The sequence below is a fragment of the Streptomyces sp. NPDC088147 genome (genome assembly GCF_044741565.1).
In the GTDB taxonomy this organism is placed as follows: domain Bacteria; phylum Actinomycetota; class Actinomycetes; order Streptomycetales; family Streptomycetaceae; genus Streptomyces.
Window position 1 is genome coordinate 42,671 of record NZ_JBIUSY010000012.1, and the last position, 13,480, is coordinate 56,150.

Consider the following 13,480-nt stretch of genomic DNA (forward strand, 5'->3'; position numbering starts at 1 on the left):
TATGACGGTCGATGGACACAATGTCTATCGCACGCAACGCCGTCGATGCTGGTCGGCCGTCTCTTTTGACGGCCCTGGTTCCGGCTTTTGCGTTATAGGACTTTCGGGGGAATTGAGGGGTTATGTCGTATGTAGAGATGCCTGGTGCGAAGGTACCGATCCGGATGTGGGCGGATCCCGCGACGGTCGAGGAGGGCGCCATGCAGCAGCTCCGGAATGTCGCCACCCTGCCCTGGATCAAGGGCCTCGCCGTGATGCCGGACGTGCACTACGGCAAGGGCGCGACGGTCGGCTCGGTGATCGCGATGCACGGTGCGGTCTGCCCGGCGGCGGTGGGGGTGGACATCGGGTGCGGGATGTCGGCGGTGAAGACGTCCCTGACGGCGAACGATCTGCCGGGTGACCTGTCCCGGCTGCGCTCCAAGATCGAGCAGGCGATCCCGGTGGGGCGCGGCATGCACGACGAGGCGGTGGACCCGGGGCGGATGCACGGGTTCGCCACGGCGGGGTGGGCGGATTTCTGGGAGCGGTTCGACGGAGTCGCCGATTCGGTCAAATTCCGTCAGGAACGCGCCACGAAGCAGATGGGAACGCTCGGCTCGGGCAACCACTTCATTGAGTTCTGTCTGGACGAGTCGGATTCGGTCTGGCTGATGCTCCACTCCGGATCGCGGAACATCGGCAAGGAACTGGCCGACCACCACATCGGCGAGGCCCAGAGGCTGCCGCACAACCAGGGGCTGATCGACCGGGACCTGGCCGTCTTCATCGCGGACACCCCGCAGATGGCGGCGTACCGGAACGATCTCTTCTGGGCGCAGGAGTACGCGAAGTACAACCGCGCGATCATGATGGGGCTCTTCCAGGACGTGGTCCGCAAGGAGTTCAAGAAGGCCCGGGTGACCTTCGACCCGGTCATCTCCTGCCACCACAACTACGTGGCGGAGGAGCGGTACGAGGGCATGGACCTGCTGGTCACGCGCAAGGGCGCGATCCGTGCGGGCAGCGGCGACTTCGGCATCATCCCGGGCTCCATGGGCACGGGTTCGTACATCGTGAAGGGCCTGGGGAACGAGGCGTCGTTCAACTCGGCCTCGCACGGCGCGGGCCGGAGGATGAGCCGCAACGCCGCCAAGCGCCGGTTCTCGACGCGGGACCTGGAGGAGCAGACGCGGGGCGTGGAGTGCCGCAAGGACTCCGGTGTCGTGGACGAGATCCCCGCCGCGTACAAGCCGATCGAGCAGGTCATCGAGCAGCAGCGGGATCTGGTGCAGGTGGTGGCGAAGCTGAAGCAGGTCATCTGCGTGAAGGGCTGAGCGGCCCGGACCCGGGCGGCCGTGACCGTCCCGACGGCCCAGGGGCCCGCCTCCCGGAACGGCGACCGGCCCCCGGCCCCCCGGCCCCCGGCTCTCCGGCCCCCGGCTCTCCGGCCCCCCTCGGCTCTCCGGCCGGGGGGCCGGACCGCTCGGATCTCCCTGGACCGGCCAGGGGCCGTCACAGCTCGCGGTGGACCTTGGAGTTGGACGCCTGGGCGCGGGGGCGTACCACGAGGAGGTCGATGTTGACATGGCTCGGGCGGGTGACCGCCCAGGTGATGGTGTCGGCGACGTCGTCGGCCGTGAGCGGTTCCGCGACCCCCGCGTAGACCTTCGCGGCCTTCTCGGTGTCGCCGTGGAAGCGGGTGGTGGCGAACTCCTCGGTCCTGACCATGCCGGGGGCGATCTCGATCACCCGGACCGGCGTGCCGACGATCTCCAGGCGGAGGGTCTCGGCGAGGACGTGGGATCCGTGCTTGGCCGCGACATAGCCCGCGCCGCCCTCGTACGTGCCGTGGCCCGCGGTGGAGGAGACGACCAGGACCGTGCCGTCGCCGCTCGCGGTGAGGGCGGGGAGCAGCGCCTGGGTGACGTTGAGCGTGCCGAGGACGTTCGTCTCGTACATCCGGCGCCAGTCCACGGGGTCGCCGGTGGCCACCGGGTCGGCGCCCAGGGCGCCCCCGGCGTTGTTGATCAGGACGTTCACGGAGGGGAAGCGGCCCAGCTCGGCGGCGAAGGCGTCGACGGCCGGGCGGTCGGTGACATCGAGGGTGTACGCGGTGGCGTGCTGCCCGGCGGCTGTCAGTTCGGCGGCGAGCGCCTCGATGCGGTCCTTGCGGCGGGCGGTGACGATGACGTGGTAGCCGGCGGCCGCGAGTTGGCGTGCGGTGGCGGCGCCGATGCCGCTGCTCGCTCCGGTGATGACGGCGATGGGGGTCCCCGCGGCGGTCATGACGTACTCCTCGCGCGTGTGATCGATGATCGAGTCGGACACGGCCAGGATAGGCAGGGTGTGTCGGCGCGTGCCCGTGGTGTCCGGAGCGCGGACCTCCGTGCTGTCAGGGGGGTCGCGGACCGCGTGTCATGTGGGTGACCGGGGGCGCGCCGGGCCTCTGGGTGGCCCGCTTCGCGGTGTGATGATCGGTATGTTCCCGCCATGGGTGTCAAGCGCAGGGCGTGGCTGGTGGCGGTGTCGGTCGTCGCGGCAGTGGTGACGGTGACGGGTGCGGGGTCCGACGTCGGGGCCGGGACCGGTGCCGGGGCGGGTGCCGAGACGGGGGCCGGTGCCGGGAGCGGGACTGGTGACGGTGCCGGGACTGTTGGTTTCCGGGGTGCTGTCGCGCCGGAGGCCGATCTCTCGCACCACGGGCATGTGTCGCTGTGGAGCCAGCAGCTGACGGTCCGCTTCGAGTCCGAGAACCACGGTCCGTCCGGGCTCGCGGACGCGACCGTCCGGCTGACCTTCTCGGTGGCTCTCGCGGCCGGCCAGAGCCTGCCGTCGAACTGTGTACGGAGCGGAGACCGGGTGGTGCTGTGCCGTACGGGGCCGCTGCGGGCGGTCGGCCGGAGCCAGGAGACCGTTCTCGACCTGAAGGCGGCGGGGCGGCCCGTCGAGGCGGTCGTGGAGATCGACACCGCCTGGAACGGCGGCGCGAGCGACCCGAACCCCGAGAACCACCGGCACCGGGTGCTGGCCCCGGCCACCGGAGACCCGTACGCCTTCTGACCGCCTGACCGCCTGACCGCCTGACCGCCTGACCGCCTGACCGCCTGACCGCGTGAGCCGCGTGAGCCGCGTGAGCCGCCTGAGCGCCTGACCGCGTGAATCGCCTGACCGCCCCGGGATCCGCGGGAGCTACGCGGCGGCGTCGCCGAATTCCCGTACCGCGTCCTCGACGATCGCCGCGAGCCTCGCGTGGTGCGCGCCGCGCCAGTACACCCGGCCGCAGGCCGTGCACTGGGCGAAGACGTCGTACGAACGCTGGGTGCCGTGCTCCAGCCGCTCCTGGACGGACTCCTTGTCGGCCGGGCCCAGGCCGCCGTTGCAGGCGGTACAGCGGGTCCATGGCGCGAGGGCGGGGGCGAAGCGTTCCAGGACGTCCCGGAGCTGGTCCTCGGGGCGGTCGCTGTAGATGTACGCCCCGGCCCAGAGCTCGCGGCGCCGCAGCAGCCCGCGGTCCCGGGACAGCATCACCCGGCGCTCGGTGGCGGAGAGGGTGGCCAGGGCGGGATCGCCGAGGTCCTCGTTCTCGTACGCCGCGTCGATGCCGAGCAGCCGCAGCCGTCGCGCGAGCGTGCCGAGATGGACGTCGAGCAGGAAGCGCAGGGGAGCGCCCGGCACCCGCTGGGGGCGGCTCACGGCCCGTACCTCGACGGATTCGCCCGCGGCGGGGATGTGCGAGACGGGCACCTCACGGCCGTCCACGAGCAGCGCTCCGGCCTCGGTGAGCGGGACACCGAGCGATTCGACGGTGTGACCGAGCGTGGACGCGCCGTCGGTGAGGAGGGACGTACGTCCATGACGCCGCTCGGCGGGAACGAACAGGCGCAGCCCGGGGGCGAATTCGATCTGGATCTCCGGTCCGTTCACGTCGTCAGGATGCCACCGGACGCGGGGGGCGGGCCAGGACTTTCCCGGTCGTCGGCGCCCGGCGTCAGATCCAGCCGCCAGTCGTTGGCGCGCATCAGACGCCCCTTCGGGTACTCGACCTCGCACTCGCCCCGGAGGGAGAACCCCACCCGGCGGCACAGCGCGTTCGACGGGCGGTTGTCGACGGACGGGAAGGCGTGCAGATAGCGGTACCTGTGCTCGGCGCGCGCCTTCGCCACGACGGCCGCCGCTGCCGCCGCCGCGATGCCGCGCCCCTGGTGGGCGGGGAGCACCCCCCAGCCCGTCTCGTACACCTGCTGTCCCTGCCAGGTCTGCTCCCAGAACCCGATCGTGCCGACGGCCTCGCCGGACGGCGGCAGCACGATCCGGAACATGCGGCCCCGGCCCGTCAGGTCCGCGCTCAGGTCGACGTACCGCCGGTGCCGCGTGAGCAGCTGTTCGTCGGTCTCGGGGCCGCCCAGGTGGCTCATCAGCTCCGGCGCGTTCATGGCGCGGAGCAGGCCGAGATCGCCCTCGGACCAGGGATCCAGCCGTACTCCCGGTGGTGCGCTCTGTGTGTCAGGCGTGTCAGGCATGTCAGGCACTGTAGGGCGGGGGTCTGACATCGGGGCGTCCGCCTGCTCGCGGTCCGCGTCCGGCTGCTCGCGGTCCGGCGTATGCCGTCGGCGGGACCCCGACCGTCGCCGTGAAGTCCCGTACGAGATGGGCCTGATCGCTGTAGCCGAGTTCGGCGGCCAGCTCCGCCCAATCCACGTCCACGTCCGCGTCCGCGTCCGCCTCGGCGCTTGCGCCCGCGCCCGCACTCGCATCCGCGCCCGCGCCCGCACTCGTTCCGGACTCCGCGCGCTCCAGGGCCTCGTGGATGCGGTAGCGCAGGATCACCCACTTCGGACCCACCCCCACGTACGTGGCGAAGAGCCGTTGCAGCGAGCGCACCGACAGCCCTTCCGCCTCGGCGAGCGGGGCCACGCGCCGGATCGTACGGTCCGTACGGATCCGGTCGGCGAGCGCCATGGCGTGCGCCGCCTGCGGGTCCCGGCGCGGGCCCACGCCCAGCAGATACGCGTCGAGCGCGGCCACCCGCGCGTCCTCCGTGGCGTCCGGCGGGCCGAGCACCGCCGCGATGTCCGCCTCGGTCGCCGGCATGGCCTCGGCGATCGGCACGCGCCGCCCCGTCCACTCCGACACGGGCCACCGCGGTGCGAACGGGCGGAAGCCGCCGGGCCTGAACTGCACCCCGCACACCCGGCCGCGCCCTTCCAGCTTCTGGGTGAACAGCTCCAGGCCGATGCCCGCGACCTCGGCGAAGGCCGGGCTGTCCGGTCCGGGGCCGAACCGCTGGAACACGACATTGACCGAGGGGTGCGGCACGACATGGGAGGCGTAGGGCTGTTCGAGATCCCAGTCGATCAGCCAGTAGTGCTCCAGATACGGCCGCAGGGCCGGAGCGGGCTCGCGGCGCCGGAACCGTACCCGCGCGAAGAGCCCGGGGGCGTCGACGATGCCCCGGGTGTCACGCCGCGGTCCTGCCATGTACGGATCCTATGTCGCGTTTCTTCAAGACGCCGGAGGCGCCGATTCCTACGATCACGACCATGAACGACACGATCAGCAAGCTGCTGGAGGTGGCGGCCGACCGTACCGTCACCGTCGTCCGGAACATCACCGACGACCAGCTCACCGCCCCGACCCCGTGCGCGGAGTACGACGTGCACGCCCTCGTCGACCATCTCTTCCAGGTCATCGTGAACTTCCAGGCACTGGCCGCCAAGGAGGACTCCGACTTCGGCGCCGCCCCCGAGCATCTGACGGGTGCGTGGCGCGACCGGTTCGCCGACGAGACCGTACGGCTCATCGCGGCCTGGGGCGCGCCCGGCGCCGAGGAGGGCACCTCAGGGGCGCTGGGGATGCCGGCCAGGACGGTCGGCGCGATGGTGGTGGGCGACCTCGCCGTGCACGGGTGGGATCTGGCGCGGGCCACGGGACAGCCGTACGAGCCGGACGCGGCGCTCGTCGGGATGCTCGGGCCGGAGTTCGGGGCGCTGGCTCCGACGGCGCGGAAGATGGGGGTGTTCGGGGAGCCCGTGGCGGTGGCCGAGGACGCGGGCCCGTTCGAGGCGCTGCTGGCCGCGACGGGACGGGATCCGGGCTGGAGCCGCTCGTAGCCCGTGCGCGGCATCAGCGCTGCGTGCCGGCGCTCCGTGCCGGCTCTCCGTATCGGCGCTCCGTGCCGGCGCTCAGTGTCAGCCGTCCGTGGCGGGTCCGTCGTCCGACGGCAGCGCCTGCTCGGCCCAGATGACCTTGCCCTCCGCGGTGTAGCGGGTGCCCCAGCGTTCGGTGAACTGCGCGACGAGGAACAGGCCCCGGCCCCCCTCGTCGGTGGCCTTCGCGTACCTGAGGTGCGGCGAGGTGCTGCTGAAGTCGGAGACCTCGCAGATCAGGGTGCGGTCGCGGAGGAGCCGCACCCTGACCGGGCCGAGGGCGTAGCGGATGGCGTTGGTGATCAGCTCGCTGAGGATCAGCTCGGTCGAGTACGCCACCTCCTCCAGCCCCCAGTCCGTCAGCTGCCGGGCCACGGCGGCGCGCAGCCGGGACACCTCCGAGGGATGGGAGGGCACCTCCCACTCCGCGATCCGGTCGGGGTCGAGCACGCGGGTCCGGGCGACGATGAGCGCGATGTCGTCGCTCGGGCGGTTGGGCAGGAGTGCTTCCAGCACCGCGGAGCAGGTCTCCTCGGGGTCCCGGTGCGGATGGGACAGCGCGGCGCGCAGCAGATGGAGTCCTTCGTCGATCTCCCGGTCGCGGTCCTCGATGAGCCCGTCGGTGTACAGCACCAGATGGCTGTGCTCGGGCAGCCGCACCTCCACCGTCTCGAACGGCAGCCCGCCGAGCCCCAGCGGAGTCCCGGCCGGCAGATCGAGGAACTCCACGCTGCCGTCCGTGCCGACCAGCGCGGGCGGCGGATGGCCGGCGCGGGCCATGGAACACAGCCGCGTGACCGGATCGTAGATCGCGTAGAGGCAGGTCGCGCCCGTGATCACGGCGCCGCCGCCCGCGATGCCCTCGTCATGGTCGATGCGGGTGATCAGATCGTCCAGGTGGGTGAGGATCTCGTCGGGCGGCAGGTCGAGCGTCGAGAAGTTGTGGACCGCCGTACGCAGCCGGCCCATCGTCGCCGCCGCGAGCAGGCCGTGTCCGACGACATCACCCACCACCAGGGCCACGCGGGCGCCGGGCAGCGGGATGACATCGAACCAGTCGCCGCCCACCCCCGACTCCGCGGGCAGATACCGGTAGGCGACGTCGAGGGCGTTCTGATCCGGCAGGACCTGGGGGAGCAGGCTGCGCTGGAGCGTCTCCGCCATGTTGTGCTCGCGGGTGTAGCGGCGTGCGTTGTCGATACAGACCGACGCGTGGTTGGCCAGCTCCTCGGCGAGGGACACGTCCTCGTCCTCGAAGGGCTCCGGCCGCTCCGAACGCCAGAAATTGACGACCCCGAGGAGCACGCCCCGCGCGCGCAGCGGGCTCGTGACGAGGGAGTGGATGCCGTACGCCATGACCCGGGCGGTGTGCTCGGGGTCCTGGGCCTGCCAGCCGGCCGACACGCCGAGATCGGGCTCGACGGTTCCGCGCCCGCTCCGCAGGCTTCGTGCCTGGGGTGTGGACGCGCGGAACGTGAACCGCTCGCCCAGCGGGTAGAGGGGGTGGTCGTCGCGGATACCGACCACCGCCGTACGGCGGAGTTCGGAGACGGCGGTGACCCCCGCGGGGTCCTCACCGCGCAGCATGGTCTCCGCCAGGTCGACGGTGACGAAGTCCGCGAACCGCGGGACCGCCACCCGCGCCAGCTCCTCGGCGGTCCGGGTCACATCGAGGGTGGTGCCGATCTCCACGCCCGCGTCGTACAGCAGCTTGAGGCGCTTCTGCGCCACCTCCGCCCGGCCCGTGAGCACGCGCAGCTCGGTGGAGTCGCGGAGGGTGGCCACGCTGCCCGGCGGGCCTCCGTCACGATCCGTGGAGCGGTTGTTCACCGCGATCAGCCGCTCTCCGGTCGCCAGCACCTCGTCGCTGGCGGCGCGTCCCGAGGCCAGCAGATCGGCCATCTGCGGATCCAGGCCGAGATCGGTGACGGCGCGGCCCTCGGGTCGCGGGGGCAGATCGAGGAGGCGGTGCGCCTCGTCGTTGGCGAGCACCAGCCGGCCGTCGCCGTCGAGGATGAGCACCCCTTCGCGTACGACGTGCAGGACCGCGTCGTGGTGCTCGTACATACGCGCCATCTCGACGGGCTCCAGCCCGTGGGTCTGGCGGCGCAGCCGGCCGCTCACCAGCGCCGTGCCACCGGTGGCGAGGGCGAGTGACGCGGCGGCGGCGGCCAGGACGATCGGGACCTCGCGGTTGGCGAGGCTGTTCACCTTGTTGATGGTGATCCCGGCCGACACGAGGCCGGCCACCTTTCCGTTCGCGTCCTTGACGGGGGTCACCGCCCGCACGGAGGGGCCGAGGGTCCCCGGCACGGTCTCGGTGATGGTGCGGCCCTTGAGCGACGGGCCGATGGTGCCGATGAAGTGCTCCCCGATGCGCGCGGGGTTGGGGTGCGTGAGCCGGATGCCCTTCGTGTTCAGTACGACGACGAAGTCGACCATGGAGGCCTTGCGGACCGCTTCGGCCCGTGGCTGGAGGATCGCGCTGGGGTCGGGGGCCCGCAGAGCGGGCGCGATTCCCGGCGAGTTCGCGAACGCGGTGGCGACGGAGAGGCAGCGGTTGCGCGCCTCTTGTTCGGTGTCGTGCCGGGACACCAGGAGGAGTGAGACCAGCGAGGACCCGATGAGCAGCAGCACGATCACCAGTTGCAGGATGAAGACCTGTCCGGCGAGCGTGCGGACGTTCAGCCATGACGGACGACGCCACCCCTGCGGCCACCGCGGGGCCCGGCGCTGGATCCATCGTCGCGACCCGCCTGCCGTGCGCGGGTGCTCACGCCGCCGACTCCGTGGGCGCCGGCCGGAGCGGGCAGACAAGGCCCGAGCCCAGGATCGACCCATATGTCGGGCCATGTACCTATACCTACACCGCCGGTCTTCACAAGGCGAATGGGCGTGCGCCCGTTGACCGGTGCCGGGTCCCGGGTCCCGGGTGCCGGGTCCCGGCATGTTCGGCGGGAGGCGCCGGGTCTTGCGGGATGTCGTGGCCCGGTGGGTGTCTCAGGAGGCGGCGCTGTGGAGGGGCCGGCCGCTGAGCAGGTTCCAGCGGCCGGCCCGCCCGCTGAGTTCGGTGGCGGTGAGGGGGCGTACGTCGATACGCCAGAAGGCCGCGGGGGGTGCGCCCAGGGCGTGGACCGCGCAGGCGCGGACGATGTCCGGTTCGACGACGGCTATGAGGCGGCTCCCGGGCGTGCCGTTCCCGGGCGTGCCGTTCTCGCCTGTTCTCTTTCCGGCCGTGCTCTTCCCGGTTGTGCCGTTCTCGTCTGTGCTCTTCCCGGTTGCGCCGCCGTCGGCCGGTGTGCCGTCGCCGTCGCCGAGGGTGTCGAGCCAGTGGGCGGTGCGGGCGAGCAGCTCCAGCAGGGATTCGCCGCCGTGCGGGGCGGACGCCGGGTCCGAGAGCCAGGAGGCCAGCGCGGCCGGTTCCGCGGCGGCCACTTCGTCGAGGGTCCTGCCCTGCCAGCGGCCCATCGCGCAGGGGGCGAGCGCGGGCAGCGTCCGCGCGTCCAGGCCGAGGGCCCCGGCGGTGCGACGGCAGCGGGGGGAGAGGGAGACGTACGCGGTGGCGGTGGCGGGGAAGTGCTCCCGTACGGCCTCGGCCTGCCGCAGCCCGAGGGCGTCCAGCTCGTCGCCGCCGGGTGGGGTCATTGTTTCGCCGCCCGGTCCGGTGCCCGTCGCGGCCGGCTCATCGGTGTGCGGGAAGCGGGCCTCGCGCAGGGCCGCGTTCATGGCCGGTGAGATGAGCATGAGGCGGGTGGTCATACGGTCCTCGCTGCCTGGTTCTGGCTCGGTGCGGCCGGGTCGGCCGCACCGGGGCCGGGAGGGAGGTCCCCTTGGCCGGTCTGCCGTATCGCGGTACGTTCACGTCGCAATCACGACGGCGGAACGGAAGTCCGGTGGGAATCCGGCACGGTCGCGCCACTGTAAGCCGGGCGCCGGCCGCGTACCGCGCGGCGGGGGCCCCGGTGAGTCAGACCCGGAAGCCGTCGTTCGAGCTCCACTGAATGGGACGCGAGTTCCCGCAAGGAGGTTGTGCCATGGCTCAGTCCATAGCGCCCCCGACCGTTACGTCCACCGGTGCCACCGGTACCGCTGTCACCCCGCTCCCGCTCCGCGCGGTGCTGCCGTGGGCGGTGTTCGTGGGCACCCTGATGCTGGTGCTGCTGTACTTCGTCGGCGCGGAGCAGGGCGCCACGTCGGTGTTCTCCGGCGCGGAGGTGCACGAGTGGGTGCACGACGGCCGTCATCTCCTCGGCTTCCCCTGCCACTGACGACCGACGGAGATCACGCACATGCACGCGTCCACCGTCAGAAACCTCCTGGTCCGCGGCATGATCGCGGGCCTGCTCGCCGGACTCTGCGCGTTCGTGCTGGCCTACGTGGCGGGTGAGCCCTCGGTACGGGACTCCATCGCCCAGGAGGAGGCCCGTTCCGCGCCCGCGCATCAGCACGGCGGGGAAGACCCTCAGCAAGGCGCGGCAGAAGAGGAGGAGGAAGAGCTGGTCAGCCGGCCGGTGCAGTCGACCTTCGGGCTGGCCACCGGGGTCCTGGTGTACGGGGTGGCCCTGGGGGGTATCGCCTCGCTGGTCTTCGCCGGCTGCCTCGGCAGGATCGGCCGCTTCGGTCCGAGGGCGACCGCGGCCCTGCTCGCGGGGGCCGCCTTCGTCACCGTCTATCTGGTGCCGTTCCTGAAGTATCCGGCGGCCCCGCCCGCGGTCGGCAACCCGGACACCATCGGTAAGCGCACCACGCTGTTCTTCCTGATGATCCTGCTGAGCGTCCTGCTGGCCGTCGTCGCGGTCATCGCGGGACGACGGCTCGCGCCGCGTCTGGGCAACTGGAACGCGGCGGTCGTCGCCGGTGGCGGTTACGCCGTCGCCGTGGTGGTGGCCTGTCTTGTCCTGCCCGGCAACGCCGACGCCGTTCCGGCCTCTTTCCCGGCTGCTCTGCTCTGGGAATTCCGGCTGGCGTCGATCGGCGTACAGGCGCTGCTGTGGACGGCCTTCGGGCTGATCTTCGGGGCGCTGGCGGAGAGGGCGCTCCGGCCGAGGCAGGCCGCGGAGGCGGCGGCAGCGGCCGACGGCGCTGCCAGGTCGGTGCGTACCGCCGGCTGAAGCGGCGCCCGCGGCGTCATCGGCGGAACCATCGGCCGGGTCATCGGCTGAACCGGGGACCGGCCCGCGCGTGACGCGCGGGCCGGTCCCGGGTCGTTGGTGGGTCGTTGGTGCGGCTTCGGGCTTCAGGCTTCAGGCTTCAGGCTTCGGGCTTCCGGTTTCCGCTTTCCGGTCGGCCGCCGCCGGTCGCCGGTCGCCGGTCGCCGGTCGCCGGGCTCCGGTCGGCCGCCGCGCTGGTCATCGGCGCGCGCGCCCGCCCGCCCGGCCGCCCGGCTGTCCGTCAGTCGCTGACGCCGATCGCGTGTCCGAACGTCTCCCGGTCCGTGACGAAGTCCAGCATGGCGCGGGCCACGTCCGCGCGGGCGATCGCGTTGGCGGCCGGGCCCGCCTCCACGGCGTGCCGGTAGGTGCCCCTGCCGTCGGCGTCCGTCAGCCGGGGCGGCCGTACCGACGTCCAGTCGAGCCCGCTGTCGCGCAGGATCGTCTCCATCAGTTCGAGATCGGTGTACAGCTCCTTGAGCGCCAGCCACATCCCGGGCAGCAGCACCCGCCGCGCCAGCCACGGCTGACCGGCCCCCGAGCGGTTCAGCGGCGCCGCGCTCACCACGACGATCCGCCGTACGCCGGTCGCGGCCATCGCCTCGGTCGCCGCCCGTGCCGAGGCCGACGCGGGCTTGAGCGGGTCGTGCCGGCCTGCCTGGCCCATCCCCGACAGCACCGCGTCGGCCCCGTCGACGACCGCGGTCAGGGAGGCCGCGTCGAGGGCGTCGGCGCGTACGACCGTCAGGCTCTCGTGCTCCGTCGTCAGTTTGGCCGGGTCCCGTACCGCGGCCGCAACCTTGTGTCCGTCCGCGAGGGCGTGGCGGACGAGCTGCCGTCCGACGCCGCCCGTGGCTCCCAGCACAGCGATTTTCATAACCCCTCCAGGGGTGAGTGAACGCTTACCACCCATAGTGGGTGAGCGCTCACCCACTTGTCAAAGTAGGCTGACGGGCATGACGGGTACGGGTACGAACCGAGAACCGGCCGCGCCGCCCCTGACCGGCGGCGCCCTGACGCGCTCGCGGATCCTCGACGCCGCCGCGCGGCTGATGGGCACGGTGGGGCTGACGCGCACGACGACCAAGGAGATCGCGAGGGAGGCGGGCTGCTCGGAAGCCGCGCTCTACAAGCACTTCCGCGACAAGGAGGAGATCTTCGTCAGCGTCCTGCACGAGCGCGCGCCGCGCTTCACGGACGCGCTGGCGCGGCTGCCGGGCCGCGTGGGCGAGGGGGAGGTGGCCGCTCATCTGGAGGAGGTGGCCAGGGTCGGGGTGCTCTTCTACCGGGGTACGTTCCCGATGGCGGCGTCCCTCTTCGCCAGCCCCGACCTGCTCGTGGCCCACCGCAAGCGGCTCGGACTCGACGGCTCGGGGCCGCACGAGGTGAGCCGGTCCGTGGCCGGGTATCTCGCGGCGGAACAGGAGCTGGGCCGGGTCTCCCCGGACATCGACCCGGACGCGGCGGCGCTGCTCCTCGTCGGCGCCTGCTTCCACCGGGCCTTCCTGGACCTGTTCTTCGCCCCGGATCCCCCGGAGGGCGCGCTGCGTCCGGAGAGCGAGGCGGATTTCGCGCGGGAGACCGTACGGGCACTGCTGGCGGGCATCGCCCCACCGGGCCCGTGAGCGCGGATGCACCGGACCCGTGAGACCCGTGAGACCCGCGAGTAAGCCCTGCCGCGCTCGTGAGCGGAAGCTCTGCCGGGCCCGTGAGCGAAGCTCTGCCGGGCCCGTGACGTGGGTGACCCGGCGGCGCGGCCGGGAAGCTCCGGTTCAGCTCCTCTCGGGGCGGCGCCTGTCGCCCGCGCACAGCGCCCAGATGATGAAGAGGTCGACGGCGAGGAGCACGAGGGCCCAGAGCGGATAGCGCGGGATCCAGAGGAAGTTCGAGATCGCGCCGAGCCCCGCCAGGATCACACCGACCACGCGCGCCCAGACCGCGCCCCGCAACAGCGCGCAGCCCGCGATGAAGATGATGGCGCCGATGATGAGATGGACCCATCCCCAGCCGATGAGACTGAACGAGAACACGTAGTTCCTCGTCGCGAGGAAGATGTCGTCCCTGGCGATGGCGGAGATACCCGCCAGGATCGTCATCACGCCGCCGAAGATCATGAGAACCGCGGCGAAGACCGTCCATCCGGTAGCAAGTGCCCTCTTGGCCGTCATGGGCGCTCCCTCGGTGAGGAGACGGGCCGCGGGC

The 13,480-nt window shown here is 72.2% G+C and carries 14 protein-coding genes and 1 riboswitch; of the genes, 6 read left to right on the forward strand and 8 right to left on the reverse strand.

Annotation, left to right across the window (positions count from 1 at the left end):
* The first annotated feature begins 122 nt into the window (after positions 1 to 122).
* Positions 123 to 1,316, forward strand: coding sequence for an RtcB family protein (locus ACIOGX_RS34630; RefSeq protein ID WP_383973295.1), 1,194 nt, complete (start codon positions 123 to 125; stop codon positions 1,314 to 1,316).
* A 178-nt stretch (positions 1,317 to 1,494) separates the two neighbouring features.
* Here ACIOGX_RS34630 and ACIOGX_RS34635 read toward each other — a convergent pair whose 3' ends face one another.
* Positions 1,495 to 2,268 (reverse strand): SDR family NAD(P)-dependent oxidoreductase, encoded by a 774-nt coding sequence (locus ACIOGX_RS34635; RefSeq protein WP_356516897.1) that lies wholly within the window; start codon positions 2,266 to 2,268, stop codon positions 1,495 to 1,497.
* A gap of 204 nt (positions 2,269 to 2,472) precedes the next feature.
* Here ACIOGX_RS34635 and ACIOGX_RS34640 point away from each other — a divergent pair, with 204 nt between their 5' ends.
* Positions 2,473 to 3,042, forward strand: coding sequence for a hypothetical protein (locus tag ACIOGX_RS34640; protein WP_356516802.1), 570 nt, complete (start codon positions 2,473 to 2,475; stop codon positions 3,040 to 3,042).
* 129 nt (positions 3,043 to 3,171) lie between these two features.
* Here the strand turns inward: ACIOGX_RS34640 and ACIOGX_RS34645 are convergent, their stop codons facing one another.
* The 3 genes from ACIOGX_RS34645 to ACIOGX_RS34655 are packed head-to-tail and all read right to left on the reverse strand — an operon-like array spanning position 3,172 to position 5,460.
* Positions 3,172 to 3,906, reverse strand: coding sequence for a Mut7-C RNAse domain-containing protein (locus ACIOGX_RS34645; protein ID WP_384765969.1), 735 nt, complete (start codon positions 3,904 to 3,906; stop codon positions 3,172 to 3,174).
* Positions 3,903 to 4,502: a GNAT family N-acetyltransferase gene (locus ACIOGX_RS34650; RefSeq protein WP_401918677.1), complete on the reverse strand. Its 600-nt coding sequence runs from the start codon at positions 4,500 to 4,502 to the stop codon at positions 3,903 to 3,905. Before ACIOGX_RS34650 ends, ACIOGX_RS34645 begins: the two co-directional genes overlap by 4 nt.
* Position 4,503: 1 nt before the next feature.
* Entirely contained in the window at positions 4,504 to 5,460 is a 957-nt protein-coding gene (locus ACIOGX_RS34655; protein ID WP_401918679.1) for a DUF6597 domain-containing transcriptional factor, read from the reverse strand.
* 62 nt (positions 5,461 to 5,522) lie between these two features.
* On the opposite strand from ACIOGX_RS34655, the gene ACIOGX_RS34660 reads away from it, so the two are divergent.
* Positions 5,523 to 6,092 (forward strand): TIGR03086 family metal-binding protein, encoded by a 570-nt coding sequence (locus tag ACIOGX_RS34660; protein WP_356516794.1) that lies wholly within the window; start codon positions 5,523 to 5,525, stop codon positions 6,090 to 6,092.
* Positions 6,093 to 6,170: 78 nt separating this feature from the next.
* Here ACIOGX_RS34660 and ACIOGX_RS34665 read toward each other — a convergent pair whose 3' ends face one another.
* Together ACIOGX_RS34665 and ACIOGX_RS34670 are read right to left on the reverse strand one after the other, a co-directional pair.
* Complete coding sequence (locus ACIOGX_RS34665; RefSeq protein WP_401768997.1) at positions 6,171 to 8,981, reverse strand: SpoIIE family protein phosphatase; 2,811 nt, start codon at positions 8,979 to 8,981, stop codon at positions 6,171 to 6,173.
* Between the two features lie 147 nt (positions 8,982 to 9,128).
* The gene (locus ACIOGX_RS34670; protein WP_401918681.1) at positions 9,129 to 9,887 is read right to left on the reverse strand and encodes a histidine phosphatase family protein; all 759 of its coding nucleotides are present in this window, start codon (positions 9,885 to 9,887) and stop codon (positions 9,129 to 9,131) included.
* A gap of 125 nt (positions 9,888 to 10,012) precedes the next feature.
* Positions 10,013 to 10,101: riboswitch (cobalamin riboswitch) on the forward strand.
* Between the two features lie 61 nt (positions 10,102 to 10,162).
* Here ACIOGX_RS34670 and ACIOGX_RS34675 point away from each other — a divergent pair.
* Both ACIOGX_RS34675 and ACIOGX_RS34680 read left to right on the forward strand, forming a co-directional pair.
* A complete protein-coding gene (locus ACIOGX_RS34675; RefSeq protein ID WP_129773254.1) occupies positions 10,163 to 10,396 on the forward strand; it encodes a CbtB-domain containing protein in 234 nt (77 codons plus the stop codon).
* Between the two features lie 21 nt (positions 10,397 to 10,417).
* Positions 10,418 to 11,239: a CbtA family protein gene (locus ACIOGX_RS34680; RefSeq protein ID WP_401918683.1), complete on the forward strand. Its 822-nt coding sequence runs from the start codon at positions 10,418 to 10,420 to the stop codon at positions 11,237 to 11,239.
* 280 nt (positions 11,240 to 11,519) lie between these two features.
* Here ACIOGX_RS34680 and ACIOGX_RS34685 read toward each other — a convergent pair whose 3' ends face one another.
* Positions 11,520 to 12,155 carry an NAD(P)-dependent oxidoreductase gene (locus ACIOGX_RS34685; RefSeq protein ID WP_401918685.1) on the reverse strand — a complete coding sequence of 212 codons (636 nt, stop codon included), beginning with the start codon at positions 12,153 to 12,155 and terminating at the stop codon, positions 11,520 to 11,522.
* Between the two features lie 79 nt (positions 12,156 to 12,234).
* Here ACIOGX_RS34685 and ACIOGX_RS34690 point away from each other — a divergent pair, with 79 nt between their 5' ends.
* On the forward strand, positions 12,235 to 12,903 hold the full coding sequence (locus tag ACIOGX_RS34690; RefSeq protein ID WP_401918687.1) for a TetR/AcrR family transcriptional regulator: 669 nt from the start codon (positions 12,235 to 12,237) through the stop codon (positions 12,901 to 12,903).
* Positions 12,904 to 13,050: 147 nt separating this feature from the next.
* Here the strand turns inward: ACIOGX_RS34690 and ACIOGX_RS34695 are convergent, their stop codons facing one another.
* Positions 13,051 to 13,446 (reverse strand): hypothetical protein, encoded by a 396-nt coding sequence (locus ACIOGX_RS34695; RefSeq protein ID WP_356516783.1) that lies wholly within the window; start codon positions 13,444 to 13,446, stop codon positions 13,051 to 13,053.
* Positions 13,447 to 13,480: the final 34 nt, after the last annotated feature.

Excerpts from the sequence above, each read along its gene's own strand:
- ACIOGX_RS34670 (WP_401918681.1), bottom strand. The coding sequence starts at position 9,887 with ATGACCACCCGCCTCATGCTCATCTCACCGGCCATGAACGCGGCCCTG.
- ACIOGX_RS34655 (WP_401918679.1), bottom strand. The coding sequence starts at position 5,460 with ATGGCAGGACCGCGGCGTGACACCCGGGGCATCGTCGACGCCCCCGGG.
- ACIOGX_RS34650 (WP_401918677.1), bottom strand. The coding sequence starts at position 4,502 with ATGCCTGACACGCCTGACACACAGAGCGCACCACCGGGAGTACGGCTG.
- ACIOGX_RS34685 (WP_401918685.1), bottom strand. The coding sequence starts at position 12,155 with ATGAAAATCGCTGTGCTGGGAGCCACGGGCGGCGTCGGACGGCAGCTC.
- ACIOGX_RS34680 (WP_401918683.1), top strand. The coding sequence starts at position 10,418 with ATGCACGCGTCCACCGTCAGAAACCTCCTGGTCCGCGGCATGATCGCG.
- ACIOGX_RS34690 (WP_401918687.1), top strand. The coding sequence starts at position 12,235 with ATGACGGGTACGGGTACGAACCGAGAACCGGCCGCGCCGCCCCTGACC.
- ACIOGX_RS34675 (WP_129773254.1), top strand. The coding sequence starts at position 10,163 with ATGGCTCAGTCCATAGCGCCCCCGACCGTTACGTCCACCGGTGCCACC.
- ACIOGX_RS34665 (WP_401768997.1), bottom strand. The coding sequence starts at position 8,981 with ATGGCCCGACATATGGGTCGATCCTGGGCTCGGGCCTTGTCTGCCCGC.
- ACIOGX_RS34635 (WP_356516897.1), bottom strand. The coding sequence starts at position 2,268 with ATGACCGCCGCGGGGACCCCCATCGCCGTCATCACCGGAGCGAGCAGC.
- ACIOGX_RS34695 (WP_356516783.1), bottom strand. The coding sequence starts at position 13,446 with ATGACGGCCAAGAGGGCACTTGCTACCGGATGGACGGTCTTCGCCGCG.
- ACIOGX_RS34630 (WP_383973295.1), top strand. The coding sequence starts at position 123 with ATGTCGTATGTAGAGATGCCTGGTGCGAAGGTACCGATCCGGATGTGG.
- ACIOGX_RS34660 (WP_356516794.1), top strand. The coding sequence starts at position 5,523 with ATGAACGACACGATCAGCAAGCTGCTGGAGGTGGCGGCCGACCGTACC.
- ACIOGX_RS34640 (WP_356516802.1), top strand. The coding sequence starts at position 2,473 with ATGGGTGTCAAGCGCAGGGCGTGGCTGGTGGCGGTGTCGGTCGTCGCG.